Raw genomic sequence first — 19,094 nt, 5'->3', positions numbered from 1 at the left:
GGCCATGACGAATGCCGCTTACAGGGATCATCTCGGTCGCCCCATCGTCGCCGTGACAGGCATGGGCGTCGTCACGTCGCTCGGGCAGGGCCTCAAGGACAACTGGGCCGCGCTCACCGGCGGCGTCTCGGGTATCCATGACATCACCCGCTTCCCGGTCGACGGGCTGAACACCCGCATTTCCGGCACGGTCGATTTCATCGACGTGCCGGTCGAAAACCCGGTCGAGCGCTCCTATGCCTATGCCCGCGAAACGACCGACGAGGCGCTGGCGCAGGCCGGCATCTCCGGCGAGTTCGGCGGCCCGCTTTTCCTCGCTGCCCCGCCGATCGAACCGGACTGGCGCGACCGCTTCGCGCTCGCCGACCGCGCGCCGGCCTCGCAGCGTCCGGGCGACGCTTATGACCGCTTTCTCGCCGTGCTGCGCGACAATCCCAGCCCGGCGCTGCATGAGGCCTGGGCCTTCGGCTCCATTTCCGAGCGGCTTTCAGACCGCTACGGCACGCGCGGCCTGCCGGTGACGCTGTCGACCGCCTGCGCTTCCGGCGCGACGGCGATCCAGCTCGGCGTCGAGGCGATCCGCCAGGGCCGCACCGACCGGGCACTGACCGTCGGCACCGACGGCTCGGTGACGGCAGAGGCCCTGATCCGCTTCGCGCTCCTTTCTGCACTCTCCACGCAGAACGACCCGCCAACCAAGGCTTCCAAGCCGTTCAGCAAGGATCGCGACGGCTTCGTCATCGCCGAAGGTGCGGCGACGCTCGTGCTGGAATCGCTGGAATCGGCCATTGCCCGCGGCGCCAAGGTGCTCGGCATCCTCAAGGGCTGCGGCGAGAAGGCCGATCATTTCCACCGCACGCGCTCCTCGCCGGATGGCGGCCCCGCCATCGCGACGATCCGTGCGGCTCTGGAAGACGCCGGCATCGACGAAAGCGGCATCGGCTACATCAATGCCCACGGCACCTCGACGCCCGAGAATGACAAGATGGAGTATCTCTCCATGTCGACCGTCTTCGGCGACAAGCTGGCGAATATTCCGGTCTCGTCCAACAAGTCGATGATCGGCCACACGCTGACGGCTGCCGGCGCGGTCGAGGCGGTGTTCTCGATCCAGACGATGCTGACCGGCACCCTGCCGCCCACCATCAACTACACGAACCCCGACCCGACGATCCAGCTGGATGTCGTGCCGAACGTGAAGCGCGATGCGCGCGTCACGGCGGTTCTGTCCAACTCCTTCGGCTTCGGCGGCCAGAACGCCAGCCTCGTGATGACGGCCGAACCGGCCTGATAGGAATTCTACCATGCGCGCCCTCCAGCTTCTCGACGACCGCAAGCTCGAAATCACCGATATTCCGGAACCGGAAGCACCCGGCCCCGGCGAGGTGACGCTGCGCGTCAAGGCCGTCGCCCTCAACCATATCGATGTCTGGGGCTGGCGTGGCATGGCCTTCGCCAAGCGCAAGATGCCGCTGGTCATCGGCGCGGAAGCAGCCGGCGTCGTCGAGGCCCTCGGCCCCGGCGTTTCCAACGTTCTGCCCGGCCAGCTCGTCTCTATCTATGGCGCGCGCACCTGCGGCCTCTGCAAGCCCTGCCGCGAAAAGCGCGACAACCTGTGCGAACATGTCGGCGGCGTCTACGGCTTCCATCTCGATGGCTTCGCGCAGGAGAAGGTGAACCTTCCCGCCCGCCTGTTGGTCCCGGCACCGCCCGGCATCGATGCCGTTGCCGCAGCGCTTGCGCCCGTCACCTTCGGCACGGTAGAGCACATGCTCTTCGACAACGCCAAGCTCGAACCCGGCGAGACGATCCTCGTCCATGCCGGCGGCTCGGGCATCGGCACGGCGGCGATTCAGCTTGCCAAGAAGATCGGCTGCACCGTCATCACCACGGTCGGCTCGAACGACAAGATCGAGAAGGCCAAGGCCCTCGGCGCCGACCACGTCATCAATTATCGCGAAGACCGCTTCGAGGGCGTCGTGCGCAAGCTGACGAAGAAGAAGGGCGTCGACGTCGTCTTCGAACATGTCGGCAAGGATACCTGGGCCGGCTCCATGCTCTGCCTCAAGCGTGGCGGCCGCCTCGTCACCTGCGGCTCCACCTCGGGCGTCTCCACCGACATGAACCTGATGATGCTCTTCCAGCAGCAGCTCAAGCTCCTCGGCTCCTTCGGCTGCCGCATGGAGAACATGGCGGATGCCATGCAGAAGATGGCGCGCGGCATCGTGCATCCGGTCATCGACACGGAAGTCACCTTCGACGGCATCGAGACGGCGCTGGAGCGCATGGAATCGCGCCAGATCTTCGGCAAGATCGTTCTGAAGCTGGATTGATCCCCGTGAAGATGATCGTCACACGCCTCGTTCTGGCGTTCAGGAACACGAAGCAATGGCTGGTGGCGCAGTTCGCCTTCGGCCTGCTCAACATCCTGAAGCTGCTGCCGGCGGACGGTGCGATCAATTTCGCGGACCGCGTGGCGCGCTGGGTGGGCCCCAAGACGCGTCGCCACAAGCTGACGCTGACGAACCTGCGCAATGCCTATCCGGAGAAATCCGAGGCCGAGATCGAGGCCATCGCGCTCGATGCCTGGGGCAATATGGGCCGGCTTGCCGCCGAATATGTCTTCCTCGACAAGCTGTTCGATTTCGATCCGGAGAAGACGGAGCCGGGCCGTATCGAGGTGTCGGGCATCCCGCTTTTCGTGGACCTGCGCGACAGGCCGCGCCCCTTCATCGTCTTTACCGCCCATACCGGCAATTTCGAACTGTTGCCGGTCGCCGGCGCGGCCTTCGGGCTGGATGTGACGGTGCTCTTCCGCCCGCCGAACAACCCTTACGTCGCCGACAAGGTGTTCGAGTTCCGCCGCGCGCGCATGGGCGAGCTGGTGCCTTCTCATGCCGGCTCGTCCTTCACGCTGGCCCGCAAGCTGGAAGGCGGCGGCCCGGTCGGCGTGCTGGTCGACCAGAAATTCACCCGGGGCCTGCACACCAAGTTCTTTGGCCGCGACGTGCAGACCAATCCGCTGCTGGCGAAGCTCGTCCGCCAGTTCGGCTGCGAGGTCTATCCCGCCCGCTGCATCCGCCTGCCGGGCAATCGCTACCGGCTTGAGCTGGAGCCGGCCATGGCGATCCCCCGCAAGGCGAACGGCGCCGTCGACGTCGAGGCGACCGCCCAGATGCTCAACGACAAGGTAGAGCAATGGGTGCGGGAATATCCGGGCCAATGGCTGTGGTATCACGACCGCTGGAACATCAAGCACAGCCTCAATACTTGAGCGCTTGCGCCTCTTTATTGTTCCCTCAGAATTGAACGCGTTCAATTTTCCTTTTTATGCAATTTTCTCGACATTATTGGTTTGACATCTCTTAGGGTCAGGACCCATTGATTTGAACTGACGGCTGTGATTCAGACGGGCGTATAGGAGCCCGACTGATGAGTAATTTGTTTTGGCTGACGGACGAGCAGATGGCCCGTCTTCAGCCTTATTTTCCCAAGAGCCATGGTCGCCAGCGCGTTGATGACCGACGCGTTCTGAGCGGCATCATTTTCGTCAACCGCAACGGTCTCCGGTGGTGCGATGCGCCGAAGGAATATGGCCCGGCCAAGACGCTTTATAACCGCTGGAAGCGCTGGGGCGACAAGGGCATCTTTATCCAGATGATGGAAGGCTTGGCTTTGCCTGAGGCAACGGATCGCAAGACGATTATGATCGACGCGACCTATCTCAAGGCCCACCGCACGGCTTCCAGCCTGCGGGTAAAAAAGGGGGCGCGGGCCGCCTGATCGGACGCACGAAAGGCGGCATGAACACCAAGCTTCATGCCGTAACGGATGCGAGTGGTCGCCCGATCAGTTTCTTCATAACAGCCGGTCAGGTCAGCGATTACACCGGTGCTGCCGCCTTGCTTGATGAGCTTCCCAAGGCCAAGTGGCTGCTGGCCGACCGTGGCTATGATGCCGACTGGTATCGTAACGCGTTACAGGCGAAGGGGATCACGCCCTGCATTCCGGGTCGCAAATCCCGCAACAAGACCATCAAATACGACAAACGCCGCTACAAACGGCGCAACCGGATCGAGATCATGTTCGGGCGTCTCAAAGACTGGCGGCGTGTCGCTACGCGCTACGACAGATGCCCAATGGCCTTTCTCTCCGCCATCGCTCTCGCTGCAACCGTTATCTTCTGGCTCTGATCAACGAGTCCTGAGCCTAGGGCGCTGTTACCATTTTGCTAATGTAAACGTTTTTGAGGGCATGCCTTCAGGAGGGAACGGTCAAAGTTTACCCCGTCTCTGAACAGATTAAGTAATATTGTGGTGCAATTGCTGTAGTTCTCAGCAATTAGGGAGCATGAATTGAAAGCTCTTGTAGAGTTGTTCTGGTTTAAGTATTCGCAACTCCAGCATGCGGTGAAGGTCGGAAACGAGAACCTCGTCGCCATGCTGGACAGGGAAATCGAGCCGGCGCTGATGGCCGTGCTGCAGAGAGAGGCCAGGGACGCTTCCGAGATCCGGTCCCAGTTCCAGCTCGTGGTGGATCTTCTTCGGGAGGAATCTGAGGACAGGGCTTGCGTGCTCCGGCAGGCGCATAATTTCAAGCTGTTGCTGGATCGGTATTTCGGAGCCGAGGAGGCGGCAAGACCGTTCGGCCGGGCCGATGCCGAGGTGGCGCGCCCCATGGCGGTCCCGCGCATCGCGGAGGATGGGCTGCTCAACGAAGCGATCCTCGACAGCCTTCCGGACCGCGTCTTCGTCGTGACGACGGATTACCGCTACCTCTATTCAAACCCGCTGAACGCGGAGAGCTTCCGCGAGAAGCCCATCGACCTCGTGGGGCGGCATGTCGCCGAGTTCATCGGCGTGCAGCGCTTCGAGGACGATGCGAAGCGATATCTCGACCGCTGCTTTGCAGGCGAGGTGGTCGAGTTCGACTACATGTCTCCGCGGCGGGGCAACGCCATGACGCACTGTCGCATGACGCCATGCCGGTCGAGCGCGGGCAAGGTGCTCGGCGCCATCCTCGTTCTTCAGGAGCGGGTGGAATCGTGCGATCCCATGGCGGCCTGAAGCTCAGGAGGCGTGACCCGCGCCGCGCAGCATGAACTGCTGCTCGAAAGCGATGTGACGCCGGATCGATTCGAAGAAGCCGCGGAGCATATAGCCCGCGGCTTCCGCGTTCACGGTGCCGTCCCCGCTGCCGAGGCGGTTGAGCGTGTCGGTCAGCTCCTCGGCGAAGCACTCGTCCTCGACATGCTCGAATTTCAGGCGGGCGATGGAATCGGCCAGCTCCCGGTCATCCGGCCCCCTGGTCTCCAGCATGGGAAACAGCGCTTCCTCCTCGTAGCGGTGGATGCCGTTGATCAGGGGAATCAGCGATTTCGCGGCATAGATGCACTTCTGCCGGTTGATATTCGTCGGCAGGCTGTCGGCGATTTCCTCCAGCGCCGTGCAGAGCGTGAGCTGGGCGTCGTGGGCCTTCTTCAGCCAGTCCAGTGAAACGGCGTCCGTCGGGCGATCCGAAAGCAGCCGGGCGATGCCTGTATAGTCCGTCATGTCGTGCTTCCTCGTTGGGGAAGGGGCCGCGGCGTGCGACGCGCGGCTGCGTCAACCTGTCTCTTGATGCCGCCGGCTTCCGCTTCGTGCCTTGATCCATGTCAAGGAGGGTTTGCGCCGCATCTGCGAAGGCTCAGTCGAGCGCAATGGCCGATTCCGTGCGGGAACCGGGCGTTGCGGAAAATCGACGAGTTGGGGGATGCCAACGTGAAATATGTAACGGAAACGATCGTCCTGGCCGTGGGGGCATTCCTTGCCCTTCTCGGCGCGGCCTTTGCTCAGGACAGGCTCTTCGAGGCCCATATGTGGGTCCTCTTCTTCGTGCTGCTCGCCAGCACGCTCTTCATGGTCCGGCGCGTCTCCTTCGCGCCCGCCGGCCGCGCGCCGGCGGTGCAGGACGACGGCTACTTCGATGAGGTCGTCAAGTACGGCGTCATCGCAACGGTGTTCTGGGGCGTCGTCGGCTTCCTGGTCGGCGTCGTCGTGGCGCTCCAGCTTGCCTTCCCCGATCTCAACATCGAGCCGTGGTTCAACTTCGGCCGCATGCGCCCGCTGCACACTTCGGCGGTGATCTTCGCCTTCGGCGGCAACGCCCTGATCGCGACGTCCTTCTACATCGTGCAGCGCACCTCGCGGGCGCGCCTCTTCGGCGGCGATCTCGGCTGGTTCGTGTTCTGGGGCTACCAGCTCTTCATCGTCATGGCCGCCACCGGCTATCTGCTCGGCATCACGCAGAGCCGCGAATATGCCGAGCCGGAATGGTATGTCGACATCTGGCTGACCATCGTCTGGGTCGCCTATCTCATCGCCTTCCTCGGCACGATCATGACCCGCAAGGAACCGCACATCTACGTGGCGAACTGGTTCTTCCTGGCCTTCATCGTGACGATCGCCATGCTGCACATCGTCAATAACCTGGCGATCCCGGTCTCGTTCCTCGGCGTGAAGAGCTATTCGGCCTTCTCGGGCGTGCAGGACGCGCTGACCCAGTGGTGGTACGGCCATAACGCCGTGGGCTTCTTCCTGACGGCCGGCTTCCTCGGCATGATGTACTACTTCATCCCGAAGCAGGTGAACCGCCCGGTCTATTCCTACCGCCTGTCGATCATCCACTTCTGGGCCCTGATCTTCATGTATATCTGGGCCGGCCCGCACCACCTGCACTTCACGGCTCTGCCGGACTGGGCGCAGACGCTCGGCATGGTCTTCTCGGTCATGCTCTGGATGCCCTCGTGGGGCGGCATGATTAACGGCCTGATGACGCTCTCGGGCGCCTGGGACAAGGTCCGCACCGACCCGATCGTGCGCATGCTGGTCATGTCCGTCGCCTTCTACGGCATGGCGACCTTCGAAGGTCCCATGATGTCGATCCGCTCGGTCAACGCGCTCAGCCACTATACGGACTGGACCATCGGCCACGTGCATTCGGGCGCGCTCGGCTGGAACGGCCTCATCACCTTCGGCGCGATCTACTTCCTCGTTCCGAAGCTGTGGAAGCGCGAGCGGCTCTATTCGATCCGCATGGTCAACTGGCACTTCTGGCTCGCAACCCTCGGCATCGTCGTCTACGCGGCTGTCATGTGGGTGGCCGGCATCCAGCAGGGCCTGATGTGGCGCGAATACGACGAGCAGGGCTTCCTGGTCTACTCGTTCGCCGAAACCGTCGCCGCCATGTTCCCCTATTACACGCTGCGCGCAGTCGGCGGTGGGCTGTTCCTCACGGGCGCGCTCATCATGGCCTACAACGTGACCATGACAATCCTCGGCCATCAGCGTGACGAGGCCCCGATCCCGGGCGCCGCGCCCACCCTGCAGCCTGCCGAATAGGAGGTGGATTCATGTCCATTCTTGATAAACACGCCCTCCTCGAACGCAACGCGACGCTGCTTCTCGTCGGCTCGCTGCTCGTCGTGTCCATCGGCGGCATCGTCGAGATCGCCCCGCTCTTCTACCTCGAGAACACCATCGAGAAGGTGGAGGGCATGCGACCCTACTCGCCGCTGGAACTGGCCGGCCGCGACATCTATGTCCGCGAGGGCTGCTACGTCTGTCACAGCCAGATGATCCGACCGTTCCGCGACGAGGTGGAGCGCTACGGACACTATTCGCTGGCGGCGGAGTCGATGTACGACCATCCGTTCCAGTGGGGTTCGAAGCGCACGGGACCGGACCTTGCCCGCGTGGGTGACCGCTACTCGAACGAATGGCACGTCCAGCACCTGATCGAGCCGCGCTCGATGGTGCCGGAATCGGTGATGCCGAGCTACGCCTTCCTCAAGGAGACGAAGCTGGAGGTGACCAACATCGCCATGCATCTGACGGCCAATCGCGGTGTGGGCGTTCCCTATACCGACGAGATGATCGCCAATGCCGAAGCCGACCTGCGGGCGCAGGCCGACCCGAACGCCGACACGTCCGGCGTCGAGGCCCGCTATCCGAAGGCCAAGTTCGGCGACTTCGATGGCGATCCGACGCAGCTCACCGAAATGGACGCGCTCGTCGCCTATCTGCAGATGCTCGGCACGCTGGTGGACTTCTCCACCTATGACGACGCCGCCGGCTATCGCTGAGGAGGGACCCATGGAAACCTATACCGCCATGCGTCACTTCGCCGATAGCTGGGGCCTGCTCGCCATGACGCTGTTCTTCCTGGCCGTCGTTCTCTTCACCCTCCGCCCCGGCGCCCGCAAGGCCGCCGAACGGGCCGCCGAAATCCCTCTCAAGGAGGACTGATCATGGCCGAGAAGCATATTGACGAAATCTCGGGCGTCGAAACCACCGGCCACGAATGGGACGGTATCCGCGAACTGAACAACCCGATGCCGCGCTGGTGGGTCTGGACGTTCTACGCCACCATCCTCTGGGCCATCGGCTATATCGTCGCCTTCCCGGCCTTGCCGATGATCACCGACGCGACGAAGGGCATGCTCGGCTGGTCGAGCCGGCACAATGTCGCTGTCGAGCTTGCAGACGCCAAGGCGGCGCAGGCCGGCTTCGTCGACAGGATCGCCACGGCGTCGCTGCAGGAAATTCTTGCCGACCCGCAGCTTTCGCAGTTCGCGATCGCCGGCGGCGCCTCGGCCTTCAAGGTCAACTGCGCACAGTGCCACGGATCGGGCGCGGCCGGCGCGCCGGGCTTCCCGAACCTCAACGACGACGACTGGGTCTGGGGCGGCACGGTGGACGAGATCTTCCAGACGATCGCCCACGGCATCCGCCATGCGGGCGACGACGAGACCCGCGTCTCGGAAATGCCGGCCTTTGCCGACATGCTCCAGCCCGACGAGATCAAGCAGGTTGCAGCCTATGTCGTCAGCCTGACCGGCACGCCGTCCGACGCCTCGCTGGTCGAACCCGGCAAGCAGGTCTTCGCCGACAACTGCGCTTCGTGCCATGGCGAGGACGCCAAGGGCATGCGCGATATGGGTGCTCCCAACCTTGCCGACGCCATCTGGCTGAAGGGCGAGGGCGAGGCGGCCATCGCCGCCCAGGTCCGCGCGCCCAAGCACGGCGTCATGCCTGCCTGGCTTCCCCGCCTCGGCGAGCCGACGGTCAAGCAGCTTGCCGTCTTCGTCCATTCGCTGGGCGGCGGCGAATAACGGTTGAACATGTGCGAACGAGAACGGGCCGCGGTTTCCGCGGCCCTTTTCATTTGTCGCTCCAGACCGCGAGTTCGTAGCCGTCCGGATCGGCGAACTGGAAACGCCGGCCGCCGGGAAACTCGAAGATCGGCTTGACGATACCGCCGCCGGCCGATTCCACGCGGGCGAGGGTGGCTTCCAGGTCGTCCGCGAAGAGGATGACGAGCGGCCCGCCGGCGGCGTTGACCGGCGCGAGCGTTGTGAAGCCGCCGGTCAGGCGGCCGTCCTGGAATTCGCAATAATGCGGACCGTAATCGGTGAAGGTCCAGTCGAAGGCGCCGCCATAGAAGGCCTTGCTTCTCGCGATATCCGTGACGTTGAATTCGATATAGTCGATCTTGCGATCCGCACCCTTGCCGCTCATCGCCGTGTCTCCCTTTCTTCCATCAATCCCGCCAGCGCGTCGAGGTCGCGCGCCACATGCGCCGCGTCCGATTCGAAGGCCGCATCGTCCATATCCGGTTGCCGCAGCAGCGTGAACATCACCTCCGCGCCGTCGCCGTTGGGCACGACGCGCAGCGCGTTTTCAACATGCCTGCCGTCGGGTAGCGTCACCCGATGGTCGATGACGCCGAAATCGTTCTCCGGTGCAAAGCGCACGCGCACGGTGCCGACCGGCCCGCCATCGGCGATCCAGTCCTTCCCGTCGCGCGTCAGCCCCGATGCGAGGCCGGAGGCCCAGAGCGGCATGTTCTCCGGTCGTGCGGTAAATTCGTAGACCGCGCGCCAGTCGCGCCGGATCGAGCGGTGAATGATGCGGGCGGGAAGGGGGGCCATGGCTGTCTCCTTTCCTCGACAATAGAAGAGTGCGCGGCGCATGTCGAACAAAAAGAGAACATTTGCCGCGGGCGAATCCGTGCGGCAACCCGCCACGCCTCGCCCCGCCGAAAACTTGACGTAGATCAACGATAGCGGCCTCGCTTGGCGTCATTGTGCCGGCACAACGACAGGTGCGGCCGATCCCATGCAGCAGAATTCCACGACCATCTACAATTCCGTCGAGCGTCACGAGGCGGAACCCGTCAACTCCGCCAAGGTGCGCAAGCCGCTTTACGAGAAGCGCAAGAAGATCTTCCCCAAGCGCGCTGAGGGCCGGTTCCGGCAGTTCAAGTGGCTGGTGATGCTGATCACGCTCGGCATCTATTACCTGACGCCCTGGATTCGCTGGGATCGCGGGCCGCATGCGCCGGACCAGGCCGTGCTGGTCGACCTTGCCGGCCGCCGCTTCTACTTCTTCTTCATCGAGATCTGGCCGCAGGAATTCTTCTTCGTGGCGGGCCTGCTCGTCATGGCGGGCTTCGGGCTTTTCCTCGTCACCTCCGCCGTCGGCCGCGCCTGGTGCGGCTATGCCTGTCCGCAGACCGTCTGGGTCGATCTCTTCCTCGTCGTGGAGCGCGCCATCGAGGGCGACCGCAATGCCCGCATGAAGCTCGACGCCGGTCCGTGGACCCTGGACAAGGTCTGGAAGCGCCTCAGCAAGCATGCGATCTGGCTGGTGATCGCGGTTGCGACCGGCGGCGCGTGGATCTTCTATTTCGCCGATGCGCCGACGCTGCTCGTCCATTTCGCGACGCTGCAGGCGCCGCCCGTCGCCTATATCACCGTCGCCATCCTCACGGCCACGACCTACGTCTTCGGCGGGCTGATGCGCGAGCAGGTCTGCACCTATATGTGCCCCTGGCCGCGCATCCAGGCGGCGATGCTCGACGAAAGCTCGCTGGTCGTCACCTATAACGACTGGCGCGGCGAGCCGCGCACCCGCCATGCCAAGAAGGCGGTCGCCGCGGGGGAGAGCGTCGGGGACTGCGTGGATTGCAACGCCTGCGTCGTCGTCTGTCCCATGGGCATCGACATCCGTGACGGCCAGCAGATGGAATGCATCACCTGCGCGCTCTGCATCGACGCCTGCGACAACGTGATGGACAAGCTCGGCAAGGAGCGCGGCCTGATCGCCTATGCGACCCTTTCGGATTATTCGGCCAACATGGCGCTGGCGACCGCCGGCGGCAGCACGCCCATCGATCCCAAGCGCGTGCGCGACGGCGAAGGCCGTTTCGCCGACACGATCAAGCATTTCAACTGGCGCATCGTCTTCCGTCCGCGCACGCTGCTCTATTTCGGCGTCTGGTCGCTGGCGGGGCTGGCGCTTCTCTTCGCGCTCCTCTCGCGCGACCGGCTGGACCTCAACGTCATCCATGACCGCAATCCGCAATTCGTCGTCGAATCGGATGGCTCGATCCGCAACGGCTATGCCGTGAAGCTGCTCAACATGATCCCCGAGCCGCGCGTCATCACCGTTTCCATCGAGGGCATGTCGGGCGCGACCATGAAGGTTGCCGGTCACGACAGCGCGGACGGCCGCACCGTCGACGTGCCGGTCGACCCGGACAAGGTGACGGCGCTGCGTGTTTTCGTCACCCTGCCGAAGGATAGGCTTGCGGAAGCGGCCGAAGGCTTCCAGATTATCGCCGAGGACCGGCAGGGCCACGAGCGCGACGTCTATTCCGCCAACTTCAACGCGCCGGGAGCAAAGTGATGACCGCAGAGCGTAGGCAACAGGGCTTCGTCTTCACCGGCTGGCACATGCTTGGCGTCATGGTGCTGTTCTTCGGGACGATCATCACGGTCAATCTCGTCATGGCCTGGAACGCCACGCATAGCTGGAGCGGCCTCGTGGTGCAGAACACCTATGTCGCCAGCCAGGAATTCAATGGCAAGGTCGCTGAAGCCAAGGCGCTCGCCGCCAGCGGCATCGAGGGCAGCCTCGCCATCGAGGGCAATCGCGTCGCCTACCGCGTGGTCGACGCCAAGGGCGCGCCGGTGATCGCCGACGACGTTTCCGCTGTCTTCAAGCGTCCGGTGGACGAGCGGGAGGACTTCACCCTTGCGCTGCAGCCGGCCGGGCAGGGCCTGTTCACGGCCGAGCGCGACATCATTCCGGGCCAGTGGGTCATCGACATCAGCACGAAACGGGATGGCCGGAAGGTGTTCCACCAGACGCTGCGGATGGTCGTCGCGGGGAGCGTGAAATGAGCTGCTGCGCACCCGGTACGGAAGGCGCCGTCGAGGCGGAACGCGCGAGCCACGCGCTGCCTTCCTCGGAGGAGCTGTTGCTCGCCAGCCGCACGGTGGGCGAGGGGCTGCGCCAGAGCGATCTCAGCGTGCCGGGCGTGCATTGCGGAACCTGCATCACCACCGTCGAAGGCGCGTTGAACGCCCTGCCGGAGGTCGTTCGCTCGCGCGTCAACCTTTCCACGCGTCGCGTCTCTGTCGTCTGGAAGGAAGAGGTCGATGGCCGGCGCATCGATCCGCAGGGCTTCGCCGCCGCCATCCGCGCCACCGGCTATGACACGCATCTCTTCTCGCTCGCCGCGGAGGGGGACGATAAGCTGCGCAACCAGCTCATCCGCGCCGTCGCCGTCGCGGGCTTCGCCGCCACGAACATCATGCTGCTGTCGGTCTCTGTCTGGTCGGGCGCGGAAGATGCGACGCGCGACCTTTTCCACTGGATTTCCGCCTTCATCGCTGGCCCGACGCTGATCTATTCCGGCCGTTTCTTCTACCAGTCCGCCTGGAACGCCGTCCGCCACGGCCGCACCAACATGGACGTGCCGATCGCGCTCGCCATCACGCTCTCCTATGCCGTCTCGCTCTGGGAGACGCTGCACAGCGCCGAGCATGCCTGGTTCGACGCGACCGTCAGCCTCCTGTTCTTCCTGCTCATCGGCCGCACGCTCGACCACGTGATGCGTGACCGCGCCCGCTCGGCCATCACCGGCCTTGCCCGCCTTTCGCCGCGCGGGGCCATGGTCGTCCGGCCAGATGGGACGAGGGATTATCGCCCCGTCGAGGAGATCGCCGTCGGCGAGCACCTGTCGATTGCCGCCGGCGAGCGCATCCCTGTCGATTGCCGCGTCCTTTCGGGCGTCAGCGACGTCGACCGTTCCATCGTCAACGGCGAGAGCGACCCGCTCGCCGCCGCACCCGGCACGCGGCTGGAAGCCGGGGCGATGAACCTCACCGGCTCGCTGACGGTCGAGGCCACCGCCACCGCGCGCAATTCGTTCCTCTCGGAGGTTATCGGCCTCATGGAGGCGGCCGAAGGGGGCAGGGCGCGTTATCGCCGCATCGCCGACCGCGCGGCGCAGATCTATTCGCCGGCCGTGCACCTGTTGGCGCTCGCCTCCTTCCTCGGCTGGGGCTTCTACGACGGTGACTGGAAGCATGCCATGCTCGTCGCCATCGCCGTCCTCATCATCACCTGCCCCTGCGCGCTCGGCCTTGCCGTGCCGGTGGTGCAGGTCGTCGCGGCGGGGCGGCTCTTTGCCGGCGGCGTCATGGTCAAGGACGGCTCGGCCATGGAGCGCCTAGCCGAGATCGACACCGCCGTCTTCGACAAGACCGGCACGCTGACCCTCGGCAAGCCGCGCCTCGTCGACCGCGCGAAGCTGAACCGCGCCCATCTCGCCCTTGCCGCCGCGCTTGCCGCCCATTCGCGCCATCCGCTCTCCATGGCGCTCGCCGGGGCCAATGCCGGCCCCGCGCCGATCATCGACGCGGTGACGGAGATTGCCGGCGGCGGTCTTGAAGCCGTGACGGCACAGGGCGTGCTTCGTCTCGGCAACCGCGCCTTCGCCTGCGGCGATGCTGCCCCGGGAGAGGAGGCGCACGGTCTTTCGGAAGTCGTCCTTTCCTGCAACGGCAAGGTGCTGGAAACCTTCCGCTTCGAGGATGCGCTGCGGGCCGGCGCGACCGAGGCGATCGCCGCCTTCCGGCAGGATGGCGTCGACATGGCGATCCTCTCCGGCGACCGCGCCCCGGCCGTCTCGCGCATTGCCGGCCTGCTCGGCATCGGCCGCTGGCGCGCCGCGCTGTCGCCGCGCGAGAAGACGGAGGCGGTCGCCGAGCGCGCGGCGGCCGGTCATCGCGTGCTGATGGTCGGCGACGGTATCAACGACGCGCCGGCGCTCGCCGCCGCCCACGTTTCGATAGCGCCCGCAACGGCCGCCGATGTCGGCCGGCAGGCGGCGGACTTCGTCTTCCTCCACGAAAGCCTCGAAGCCGTGCCCTTCGCCCATGAGACCGCGCGCCGCGCCGGTCGCCTCATCCGGCAGAACTTCGCGCTTGCCATCGGCTACAATGTCATCGCCGTGCCTATCGCTATTCTCGGCCATGCGACACCGCTTATCGCCGCCATAGCCATGTCCACTTCTTCGATCATCGTGGTGGTGAACTCGCTTCGCCTGCGCGGCAAGCTGCCGGCTTTCGCCGTTCGCGCGGCGGACGAGGCACGTCCGGTCAAGGCCATGGTGAAAGCCGCATGAACACGCTGATCTTCCTCATTCCCATCGCGCTTTTCCTCGGCGCGCTCGGTCTCGGCGCATTCCTCTGGTCGCTCAAGAGCGGCCAGTACGACGATGTCGAGGGAGCCGCATGGCGCGTCCTCGACGATGGCGACGACAAGCCGGGGCAGTGATTTCGAGCGGTTCTAAAAACACTGTTCGAACAAACAATTGCTTGTCGTAAATCGATTTGAATGCCAAAACACCTCCGCTGGAGCTAAGCTCCCCACTCTCTTTTCGCGCGGCGTTTCCGGCCCGGGCCCGAAGCACTCCCCGCCGCGCCATCCTACGGAGGCATTATCGTGGCACAGGCGGAAATCGGTCTTATCGGTCTTGGCGTAATGGGGTCGAACCTTGCGCTCAACATTGCCGAGAAGGGCAACAGGATCGCGGTGTTCAACCGCACGGCGGCGCGCACGAAGGAATTCTACGAGGAGGCCGGCGACCTCAAGGGCCAGATCGTGCCCTGCGAGACGATCGAGGAATTCGTCGCCGCCATCCGCCCGCCGCGTCCCATCATCATCATGATCCAGGCCGGCGCGGCCGTGGACCAGCAGATGGAGCTGCTGCGGCCCTATCTGGAAAAGAACGACATCATGATCGATGCCGGCAACGCGAATTTCCGCGACACGATGCGCCGCTTCGATGCCCTCAAGGATTCGGGCCTGACCTTCATCGGCATGGGCGTTTCCGGCGGCGAGGAGGGCGCGCGCCACGGCCCGTCCATCATGGTCGGCGGCACGGAGGATTCGTGGAAGCGCGTCGAGAAGGTGCTGACCTCGATTGCCGCCAAGTACAATGACGATCCCTGCGTCGCCTGGCTCGGCGAGAACGGTGCTGGCCATTTCGTCAAGACCATCCACAACGGCATCGAATATGCCGACATGCAGATGATCGCCGAAATCTACGGCATCCTGCGCGACGGCCTGAAGATGAGCGCTTCCGAGATTGCCGACGTCTTCGGCGAATGGAACAAGGGACGCCTTGAATCCTACCTCATCGAGATCACGGAGAAGGTGCTTGCGGCCAGGGATCCGATCAGCGGCAATCCCATGGTCGACATGATCCTCGACAAGGCGGGTCAGAAGGGCACCGGCAAGTGGTCGGCCATCGAGGCGCAGAACATGGGCGTGCCGGCGACCGGCATCGAGGCCGCCGTCGCCGCCCGCTCCATCTCCTCCTTCAAGGGCGAGCGTGAGGCGGCCGAAAAGATTCTCGGCCTGCCTGCCGTTCCGGCGCTCCAGGTCTCCGACAGGGCCGCCTTTATCAAGGACCTCGAAAGCGCGCTGCTTGCCGGCAAGATCGGCGCCTATGCGCAGGGCTTCGCCGTCATGTCCGCGGCCTCGAAGGAATATGGCTGGAACCTGCCGATGCCGACGATTGCAAAGATCTGGCGCGCCGGCTGCATCATCCGCTCGCAGTTCCTCGACGCCATCACCGGCGCCTTCACCAAGACGCCGGATGCCGCCAACCTCATCGTCACCCCGGCCTTCGCCGACATGGTCAAGGAGACCGACGGCGCGCTGCGCCGCGTCGTCTCCACCGCCGCATTGCATGGCCTGCCGGTCCCGGCGCTCGCCTCGGCGCTTGGCTATTTCGACAGCTACCGCCGCGGCCGCGGCACGGCCAATGTCATCCAGGCCCAGCGCGACTTCTTCGGCGCGCACGGCTTCGACCGTGTGGACGGCGCGGATAGCCACCACGGTCCGTGGGGTTCGGGGCTGAACGGCTGAGGTTCGGTGAAAATTTGAAACGGAACGGCCCGGTTGCAAGACCGGGCCGTTTTGTTTGAAGGGGATGAGGGGCAGTCCGTGGCAAAGTCTTCGCCGCCGGGGCGACCCGCTACATCTCTCCCGTCGGGATGGGGTAGCTCAGCGTCTGCAATTCCTCCGACGGACGCCCCTCGATGCGGGCGAGGACGGCTTTGGCGAGTTCCCGGCCGGCGAGGCGGATATCCTCGCGCATGGTCATGACCTCCGGCCGCAGCCATTGCAGCAGGACATGCGGTTCCTTGGAGACCAGGTCGATATCCTGCCCGAGCCTGCGGCCCTTGGCCTCCAGTGCCGCGATGAGCGCGATGGCGCCCGACCCGCTGCCCGAGACGATGCCGTCCGGTGCGCCGGGCGCGTCGAACATGGCTTCGGCGGCCGCGCGGATATCGACGAGGCTGTTGTCGATATCGACGCCGCTGAAGGGCACGGCCGTCGCGCCGAAATCGCGGATGCCTTTCTCGAAGCCGGCCCGCATGTGCAGGTAGAAGGTGAGATAAGGCGGCGGCTGGAGCAGAACGAGCCGCTTGCGTCCGCGCTCGACCAGCTTTCGCACCGCCTCATAGGCGAAGCGCTCGTTGTCGAAGTCGTGATAGGGGTGGGAGAGGCCCATCTCGGTGCGGCCATGCGTGACGAAGGGAAAGTTGCGCTCCATCATCAGCGCGACGCGCGGATCCTTCGGCTCGGTGCGCGAGATGATCACGCCGTCGGCCGCGCCGGTCTCCAGCACGTAGCGCACCGGGTCGAGCGCGTTGCCCTGCGTGCGGTAGGGCGTCACCACGAGATGGTACTGCGTGGCGGCCAGCACTTCCGAAATGCCCACCACCATCGGGCTGGTCAGGCCCATGATCTCTTCCTCGAGGCTGAGGATCAGGCTGATGACATTGGTCTTGCCGGTTCTCAGGCGCACGCCCGCCCGGTTCGGCTGGTAGCCGATCTGCCGCGCGACGAGGCGCACGCGCTCCTTGGTCTCGCTGCTGATGTCGGGCGCATCCTTCAGCGCGCGCGAGACGGTGGTGATGCCGAGGCCGGTCATGAAGGCGATCGTCTTCAGTGTCGGCCGCTCGCTGGAGGGCGGCGCTGTCGTCGTGCGGCCTTCGCTTTTCGTCCTGTCCATTCCCTGCGGCCCACCTCTTCGCCCTGGCGGCCGGTTATACATATTTTAACCAGGCTCGCCACTCCATACGAGGAGTTCCTGTAAATCTGAAACGATACAGTTGTTTTGTCGAGCCGAAATTTCCGAAGACATTCCGCTTTCCTGCTTTCGGCCGGGCGCTGTGCTGCAAAACGATAAATTTTGCACGAGCGAACCGCTTCCCTGGAGCTATATTCTTCATCCTTAAAAATTAAATTAAAACAATATATTGCATATCTGATCGCTGGTGGGCTGCATAGTGTTATCCACCGTGGGTGACCGGCCTTCGACAGAAAACGCGCAAATACGGCTTGGGCGCGGTTGCGTGTTTAAATCGATTGGTCTAGGTTTTTACTGCAACGTTTCAGTGAGGGAGGAGACTCATGAAAATTCGCCTTATGGCTGCTATGCTGGCAGCGACCGCGGTCCTGCCGTTCGCCGCAGCCAATGCGACCGATCTCGAAGTGACCCATTGGTGGACGTCCGGCGGGGAGGCCGCGGCGGTCGCCGAGCTGGCGAAGGCCTTCGACGCCACAGGCAACAAGTGGGTAGACGGCGCCATCGCCGGTTCCGGCGCCACGGCCCGTCCGATCATGATCAGCCGCATCACCGGCGGCGACCCGATGGCCGCCACGCAGTTCAACCATGGCCGCCAGGCCGAGGAGCTGGTCGAGGCCGGCCTGATGCGCGACCTCACCGATGTCGCGACCAAGGAGAACTGGAAGGAAGTCATCAAGCCGTCGAGCCTGCTCGATAGCTGCACGATCGACGGCAAGATCTATTGTGCGCCGGTCAACATTCATTCCTGGCAATGGCTATGGCTGTCAAATGCCGCCTTCGAGAAGGCGGGTGTCGCCGTTCCGAAGAACTGGGACGAGTTCGTCGCGGCGGCTCCGGCGCTGGAGAAAGCCGGTATCGTGCCGCTCGCCATTGGCGGACAAGCCTGGCAGGCGGCCGGCGCCTTCGACGTGTTGATGGTCGCCATCGCCGGCAAGGACGTCTACCAGAAGGTGTTCGGCGAGAAGGATGCGGATGTTGCCGCCGGCCCGGATATCGCCAAGGTCTTCAAGGCGGCCGACGATGCGCGCCGCATGTCCAAGGGCACGAACGTACAGGACTGGAACCAAGCCACCAACATGGTCATCACCGGCAAGGCTGGCGGCCAGATCATGGGCGACTGGGCGCAGGGCGAGTTCGCGCTGGCCGGCCAGACGGCGGGCAAGGACTATACCTGCCTTCCGGGCCTCGGCGTGAACGAGATCATCTCGACCGGGGGCGACGCCTTCTACTTCCCGCTGCTCAAGGACGAGGAAAAGTCGAAGGCGCAGGAAGTGCTGGCCTCCACGCTGGTCAGCCCGGTCGTGCAGGTCGCCTTCAACCTGAAGAAGGGTTCGCTGCCGGTGCGCGGCGACGTCGATCTCGCCGCCGCCAACGACTGCATGAAGAAGGGCCTCGACATCCTTGCCAAGGGCAATGTGATCGAGGGCACGGACCAGCTTCTGTCCGCCGACAGCCAGAAGCAGAAGGAGGACCTCTTCTCCGAGTTCTTCGCCAATCCGTCGCTGACCGCGGAAGACGCCCAGAAGCGTTTTGCCGAGATCATCGCTTCGGCGGAGTGATCGGGCGCGCGTGACAGGGCCGGCGGTTTTCCGCCG

Annotated in this window: 19 protein-coding genes; 15 read left to right on the top strand and 4 right to left on the bottom strand. The window is 64.4% G+C overall.

The window, feature by feature from the left end:
* Positions 1-4 precede the first annotated feature (4 nt).
* The 5 genes from MOE34_RS10490 (at position 5) to MOE34_RS10470 (ending at position 5,066) form a co-directional block, all read left to right on the top strand.
* Positions 5-1,291 (top strand): beta-ketoacyl-ACP synthase, encoded by a 1,287-nt coding sequence (locus MOE34_RS10490; protein ID WP_242223471.1) that lies wholly within the window; start codon positions 5-7, stop codon positions 1,289-1,291.
* Between the two features lie 13 nt (positions 1,292-1,304).
* Positions 1,305-2,333, top strand: coding sequence for a zinc-binding dehydrogenase (locus MOE34_RS10485; RefSeq protein WP_160784505.1), 1,029 nt, complete (start codon positions 1,305-1,307; stop codon positions 2,331-2,333).
* Between the two features lie 11 nt (positions 2,334-2,344).
* Positions 2,345-3,274, top strand: coding sequence for a lipid A biosynthesis lauroyl acyltransferase (locus MOE34_RS10480; protein WP_242223903.1), 930 nt, complete (start codon positions 2,345-2,347; stop codon positions 3,272-3,274).
* A 158-nt stretch (positions 3,275-3,432) separates the two neighbouring features.
* Positions 3,433-4,193 (top strand): IS5 family transposase gene (locus tag MOE34_RS10475; RefSeq protein WP_242220107.1). Its coding sequence is split into 2 segments (ribosomal slippage): positions 3,433-3,757 and positions 3,757-4,193, totalling 762 coding nucleotides; the frame shifts between segments, so codons are not numbered across the junction.
* Between the two features lie 162 nt (positions 4,194-4,355).
* Positions 4,356-5,066 (top strand): PAS domain-containing protein, encoded by a 711-nt coding sequence (locus MOE34_RS10470; protein ID WP_242223470.1) that lies wholly within the window; start codon positions 4,356-4,358, stop codon positions 5,064-5,066.
* A 3-nt stretch (positions 5,067-5,069) separates the two neighbouring features.
* On the opposite strand, the gene MOE34_RS10465 is transcribed toward MOE34_RS10470, so the two are convergent.
* Positions 5,070-5,552, bottom strand: coding sequence for a hemerythrin domain-containing protein (locus MOE34_RS10465; protein WP_242223469.1), 483 nt, complete (start codon positions 5,550-5,552; stop codon positions 5,070-5,072).
* Between the two features lie 207 nt (positions 5,553-5,759).
* Here MOE34_RS10465 and ccoN point away from each other — a divergent pair, with 207 nt between their 5' ends.
* The 4 genes from ccoN to ccoP are packed head-to-tail and all read left to right on the top strand — an operon-like array spanning position 5,760 to position 9,151.
* Positions 5,760-7,379: a cytochrome-c oxidase, cbb3-type subunit I gene (ccoN, locus tag MOE34_RS10460; RefSeq protein ID WP_242223468.1), complete on the top strand. Its 1,620-nt coding sequence runs from the start codon at positions 5,760-5,762 to the stop codon at positions 7,377-7,379.
* 11 nt (positions 7,380-7,390) lie between these two features.
* On the top strand, positions 7,391-8,122 hold the full coding sequence (gene ccoO / locus MOE34_RS10455; RefSeq protein ID WP_242223467.1) for a cytochrome-c oxidase, cbb3-type subunit II: 732 nt from the start codon (positions 7,391-7,393) through the stop codon (positions 8,120-8,122).
* 10 nt (positions 8,123-8,132) lie between these two features.
* Positions 8,133-8,285, top strand: a complete 153-nt coding sequence (locus MOE34_RS10450) for a cbb3-type cytochrome c oxidase subunit 3 (protein WP_160784500.1) — start codon at positions 8,133-8,135, stop codon at positions 8,283-8,285.
* 2 nt (positions 8,286-8,287) lie between these two features.
* Positions 8,288-9,151 carry a cytochrome-c oxidase, cbb3-type subunit III gene (gene ccoP / locus MOE34_RS10445; RefSeq protein WP_242223466.1) on the top strand — a complete coding sequence of 288 codons (864 nt, stop codon included), beginning with the start codon at positions 8,288-8,290 and terminating at the stop codon, positions 9,149-9,151.
* Between the two features lie 49 nt (positions 9,152-9,200).
* Here ccoP and MOE34_RS10440 read toward each other — a convergent pair whose 3' ends face one another.
* On the bottom strand, positions 9,201-9,557 hold the full coding sequence (locus tag MOE34_RS10440; protein WP_242223465.1) for a VOC family protein: 357 nt from the start codon (positions 9,555-9,557) through the stop codon (positions 9,201-9,203).
* Positions 9,554-9,970 carry an SRPBCC family protein gene (locus tag MOE34_RS10435; protein ID WP_242223463.1) on the bottom strand — a complete coding sequence of 139 codons (417 nt, stop codon included), beginning with the start codon at positions 9,968-9,970 and terminating at the stop codon, positions 9,554-9,556. Before MOE34_RS10435 ends, MOE34_RS10440 begins: the two co-directional genes overlap by 4 nt.
* A gap of 187 nt (positions 9,971-10,157) precedes the next feature.
* Between MOE34_RS10435 and ccoG the strand changes: the two genes are divergently transcribed.
* The 5 genes from ccoG (at position 10,158) to gndA (ending at position 16,268) form a co-directional block, all read left to right on the top strand.
* The gene (gene ccoG / locus MOE34_RS10430; RefSeq protein ID WP_242223461.1) at positions 10,158-11,729 is read left to right on the top strand and encodes a cytochrome c oxidase accessory protein CcoG; all 1,572 of its coding nucleotides are present in this window, start codon (positions 10,158-10,160) and stop codon (positions 11,727-11,729) included.
* Positions 11,729-12,226, top strand: coding sequence for a FixH family protein (locus tag MOE34_RS10425; RefSeq protein WP_242223459.1), 498 nt, complete (start codon positions 11,729-11,731; stop codon positions 12,224-12,226). Before ccoG ends, MOE34_RS10425 begins: the two co-directional genes overlap by 1 nt.
* Positions 12,223-14,517, top strand: coding sequence for a cation-translocating P-type ATPase (locus MOE34_RS10420; RefSeq protein WP_242223457.1), 2,295 nt, complete (start codon positions 12,223-12,225; stop codon positions 14,515-14,517). The genes MOE34_RS10425 and MOE34_RS10420 overlap by 4 nt, the downstream gene beginning before the upstream one ends.
* Positions 14,514-14,669 (top strand): cbb3-type cytochrome oxidase assembly protein CcoS, encoded by a 156-nt coding sequence (gene ccoS / locus MOE34_RS10415; protein WP_160784493.1) that lies wholly within the window; start codon positions 14,514-14,516, stop codon positions 14,667-14,669. The genes MOE34_RS10420 and ccoS overlap by 4 nt, the downstream gene beginning before the upstream one ends.
* Positions 14,670-14,837: 168 nt before the next feature.
* Positions 14,838-16,268 (top strand): NADP-dependent phosphogluconate dehydrogenase, encoded by a 1,431-nt coding sequence (gndA, locus tag MOE34_RS10410; protein ID WP_242223455.1) that lies wholly within the window; start codon positions 14,838-14,840, stop codon positions 16,266-16,268.
* A 109-nt stretch (positions 16,269-16,377) separates the two neighbouring features.
* Here gndA and MOE34_RS10405 read toward each other — a convergent pair whose 3' ends face one another.
* A complete protein-coding gene (locus tag MOE34_RS10405; protein ID WP_242223452.1) occupies positions 16,378-17,421 on the bottom strand; it encodes a LacI family transcriptional regulator in 1,044 nt (347 codons plus the stop codon).
* A gap of 401 nt (positions 17,422-17,822) precedes the next feature.
* Here MOE34_RS10405 and MOE34_RS10400 point away from each other — a divergent pair, with 401 nt between their 5' ends.
* On the top strand, positions 17,823-19,058 hold the full coding sequence (locus MOE34_RS10400) for an ABC transporter substrate-binding protein (RefSeq protein WP_242223450.1): 1,236 nt from the start codon (positions 17,823-17,825) through the stop codon (positions 19,056-19,058).
* Positions 19,059-19,094 lie beyond the last annotated feature (36 nt).

Origin of the sequence: Shinella zoogloeoides, from assembly GCF_022682305.1 — a bacterium.
Classification (GTDB): domain Bacteria; phylum Pseudomonadota; class Alphaproteobacteria; order Rhizobiales; family Rhizobiaceae; genus Shinella; species Shinella zoogloeoides_B.
Note: the sequence above shows the minus strand (reverse complement) of the source record. Positions and strands in the feature narration are given on the sequence as shown.

Bases quoted from the DNA above. Each gene is read 5' to 3' on its own strand.
- MOE34_RS10435 (WP_242223463.1), bottom strand. From the start codon at position 9,970: ATGGCCCCCCTTCCCGCCCGCATCATTCACCGCTCGATCCGGCGCGAC.
- MOE34_RS10490 (WP_242223471.1), top strand. From the start codon at position 5: ATGACGAATGCCGCTTACAGGGATCATCTCGGTCGCCCCATCGTCGCC.
- MOE34_RS10485 (WP_160784505.1), top strand. From the start codon at position 1,305: ATGCGCGCCCTCCAGCTTCTCGACGACCGCAAGCTCGAAATCACCGAT.
- MOE34_RS10400 (WP_242223450.1), top strand. From the start codon at position 17,823: ATGAAAATTCGCCTTATGGCTGCTATGCTGGCAGCGACCGCGGTCCTG.
- ccoS (WP_160784493.1), top strand. From the start codon at position 14,514: ATGAACACGCTGATCTTCCTCATTCCCATCGCGCTTTTCCTCGGCGCG.
- MOE34_RS10440 (WP_242223465.1), bottom strand. From the start codon at position 9,557: ATGAGCGGCAAGGGTGCGGATCGCAAGATCGACTATATCGAATTCAAC.
- MOE34_RS10450 (WP_160784500.1), top strand. From the start codon at position 8,133: ATGGAAACCTATACCGCCATGCGTCACTTCGCCGATAGCTGGGGCCTG.
- ccoG (WP_242223461.1), top strand. From the start codon at position 10,158: ATGCAGCAGAATTCCACGACCATCTACAATTCCGTCGAGCGTCACGAG.
- MOE34_RS10465 (WP_242223469.1), bottom strand. From the start codon at position 5,552: ATGACGGACTATACAGGCATCGCCCGGCTGCTTTCGGATCGCCCGACG.
- ccoP (WP_242223466.1), top strand. From the start codon at position 8,288: ATGGCCGAGAAGCATATTGACGAAATCTCGGGCGTCGAAACCACCGGC.
- MOE34_RS10425 (WP_242223459.1), top strand. From the start codon at position 11,729: ATGACCGCAGAGCGTAGGCAACAGGGCTTCGTCTTCACCGGCTGGCAC.
- ccoO (WP_242223467.1), top strand. From the start codon at position 7,391: ATGTCCATTCTTGATAAACACGCCCTCCTCGAACGCAACGCGACGCTG.
- MOE34_RS10420 (WP_242223457.1), top strand. From the start codon at position 12,223: ATGAGCTGCTGCGCACCCGGTACGGAAGGCGCCGTCGAGGCGGAACGC.
- MOE34_RS10480 (WP_242223903.1), top strand. From the start codon at position 2,345: ATGATCGTCACACGCCTCGTTCTGGCGTTCAGGAACACGAAGCAATGG.
- MOE34_RS10405 (WP_242223452.1), bottom strand. From the start codon at position 17,421: ATGGACAGGACGAAAAGCGAAGGCCGCACGACGACAGCGCCGCCCTCC.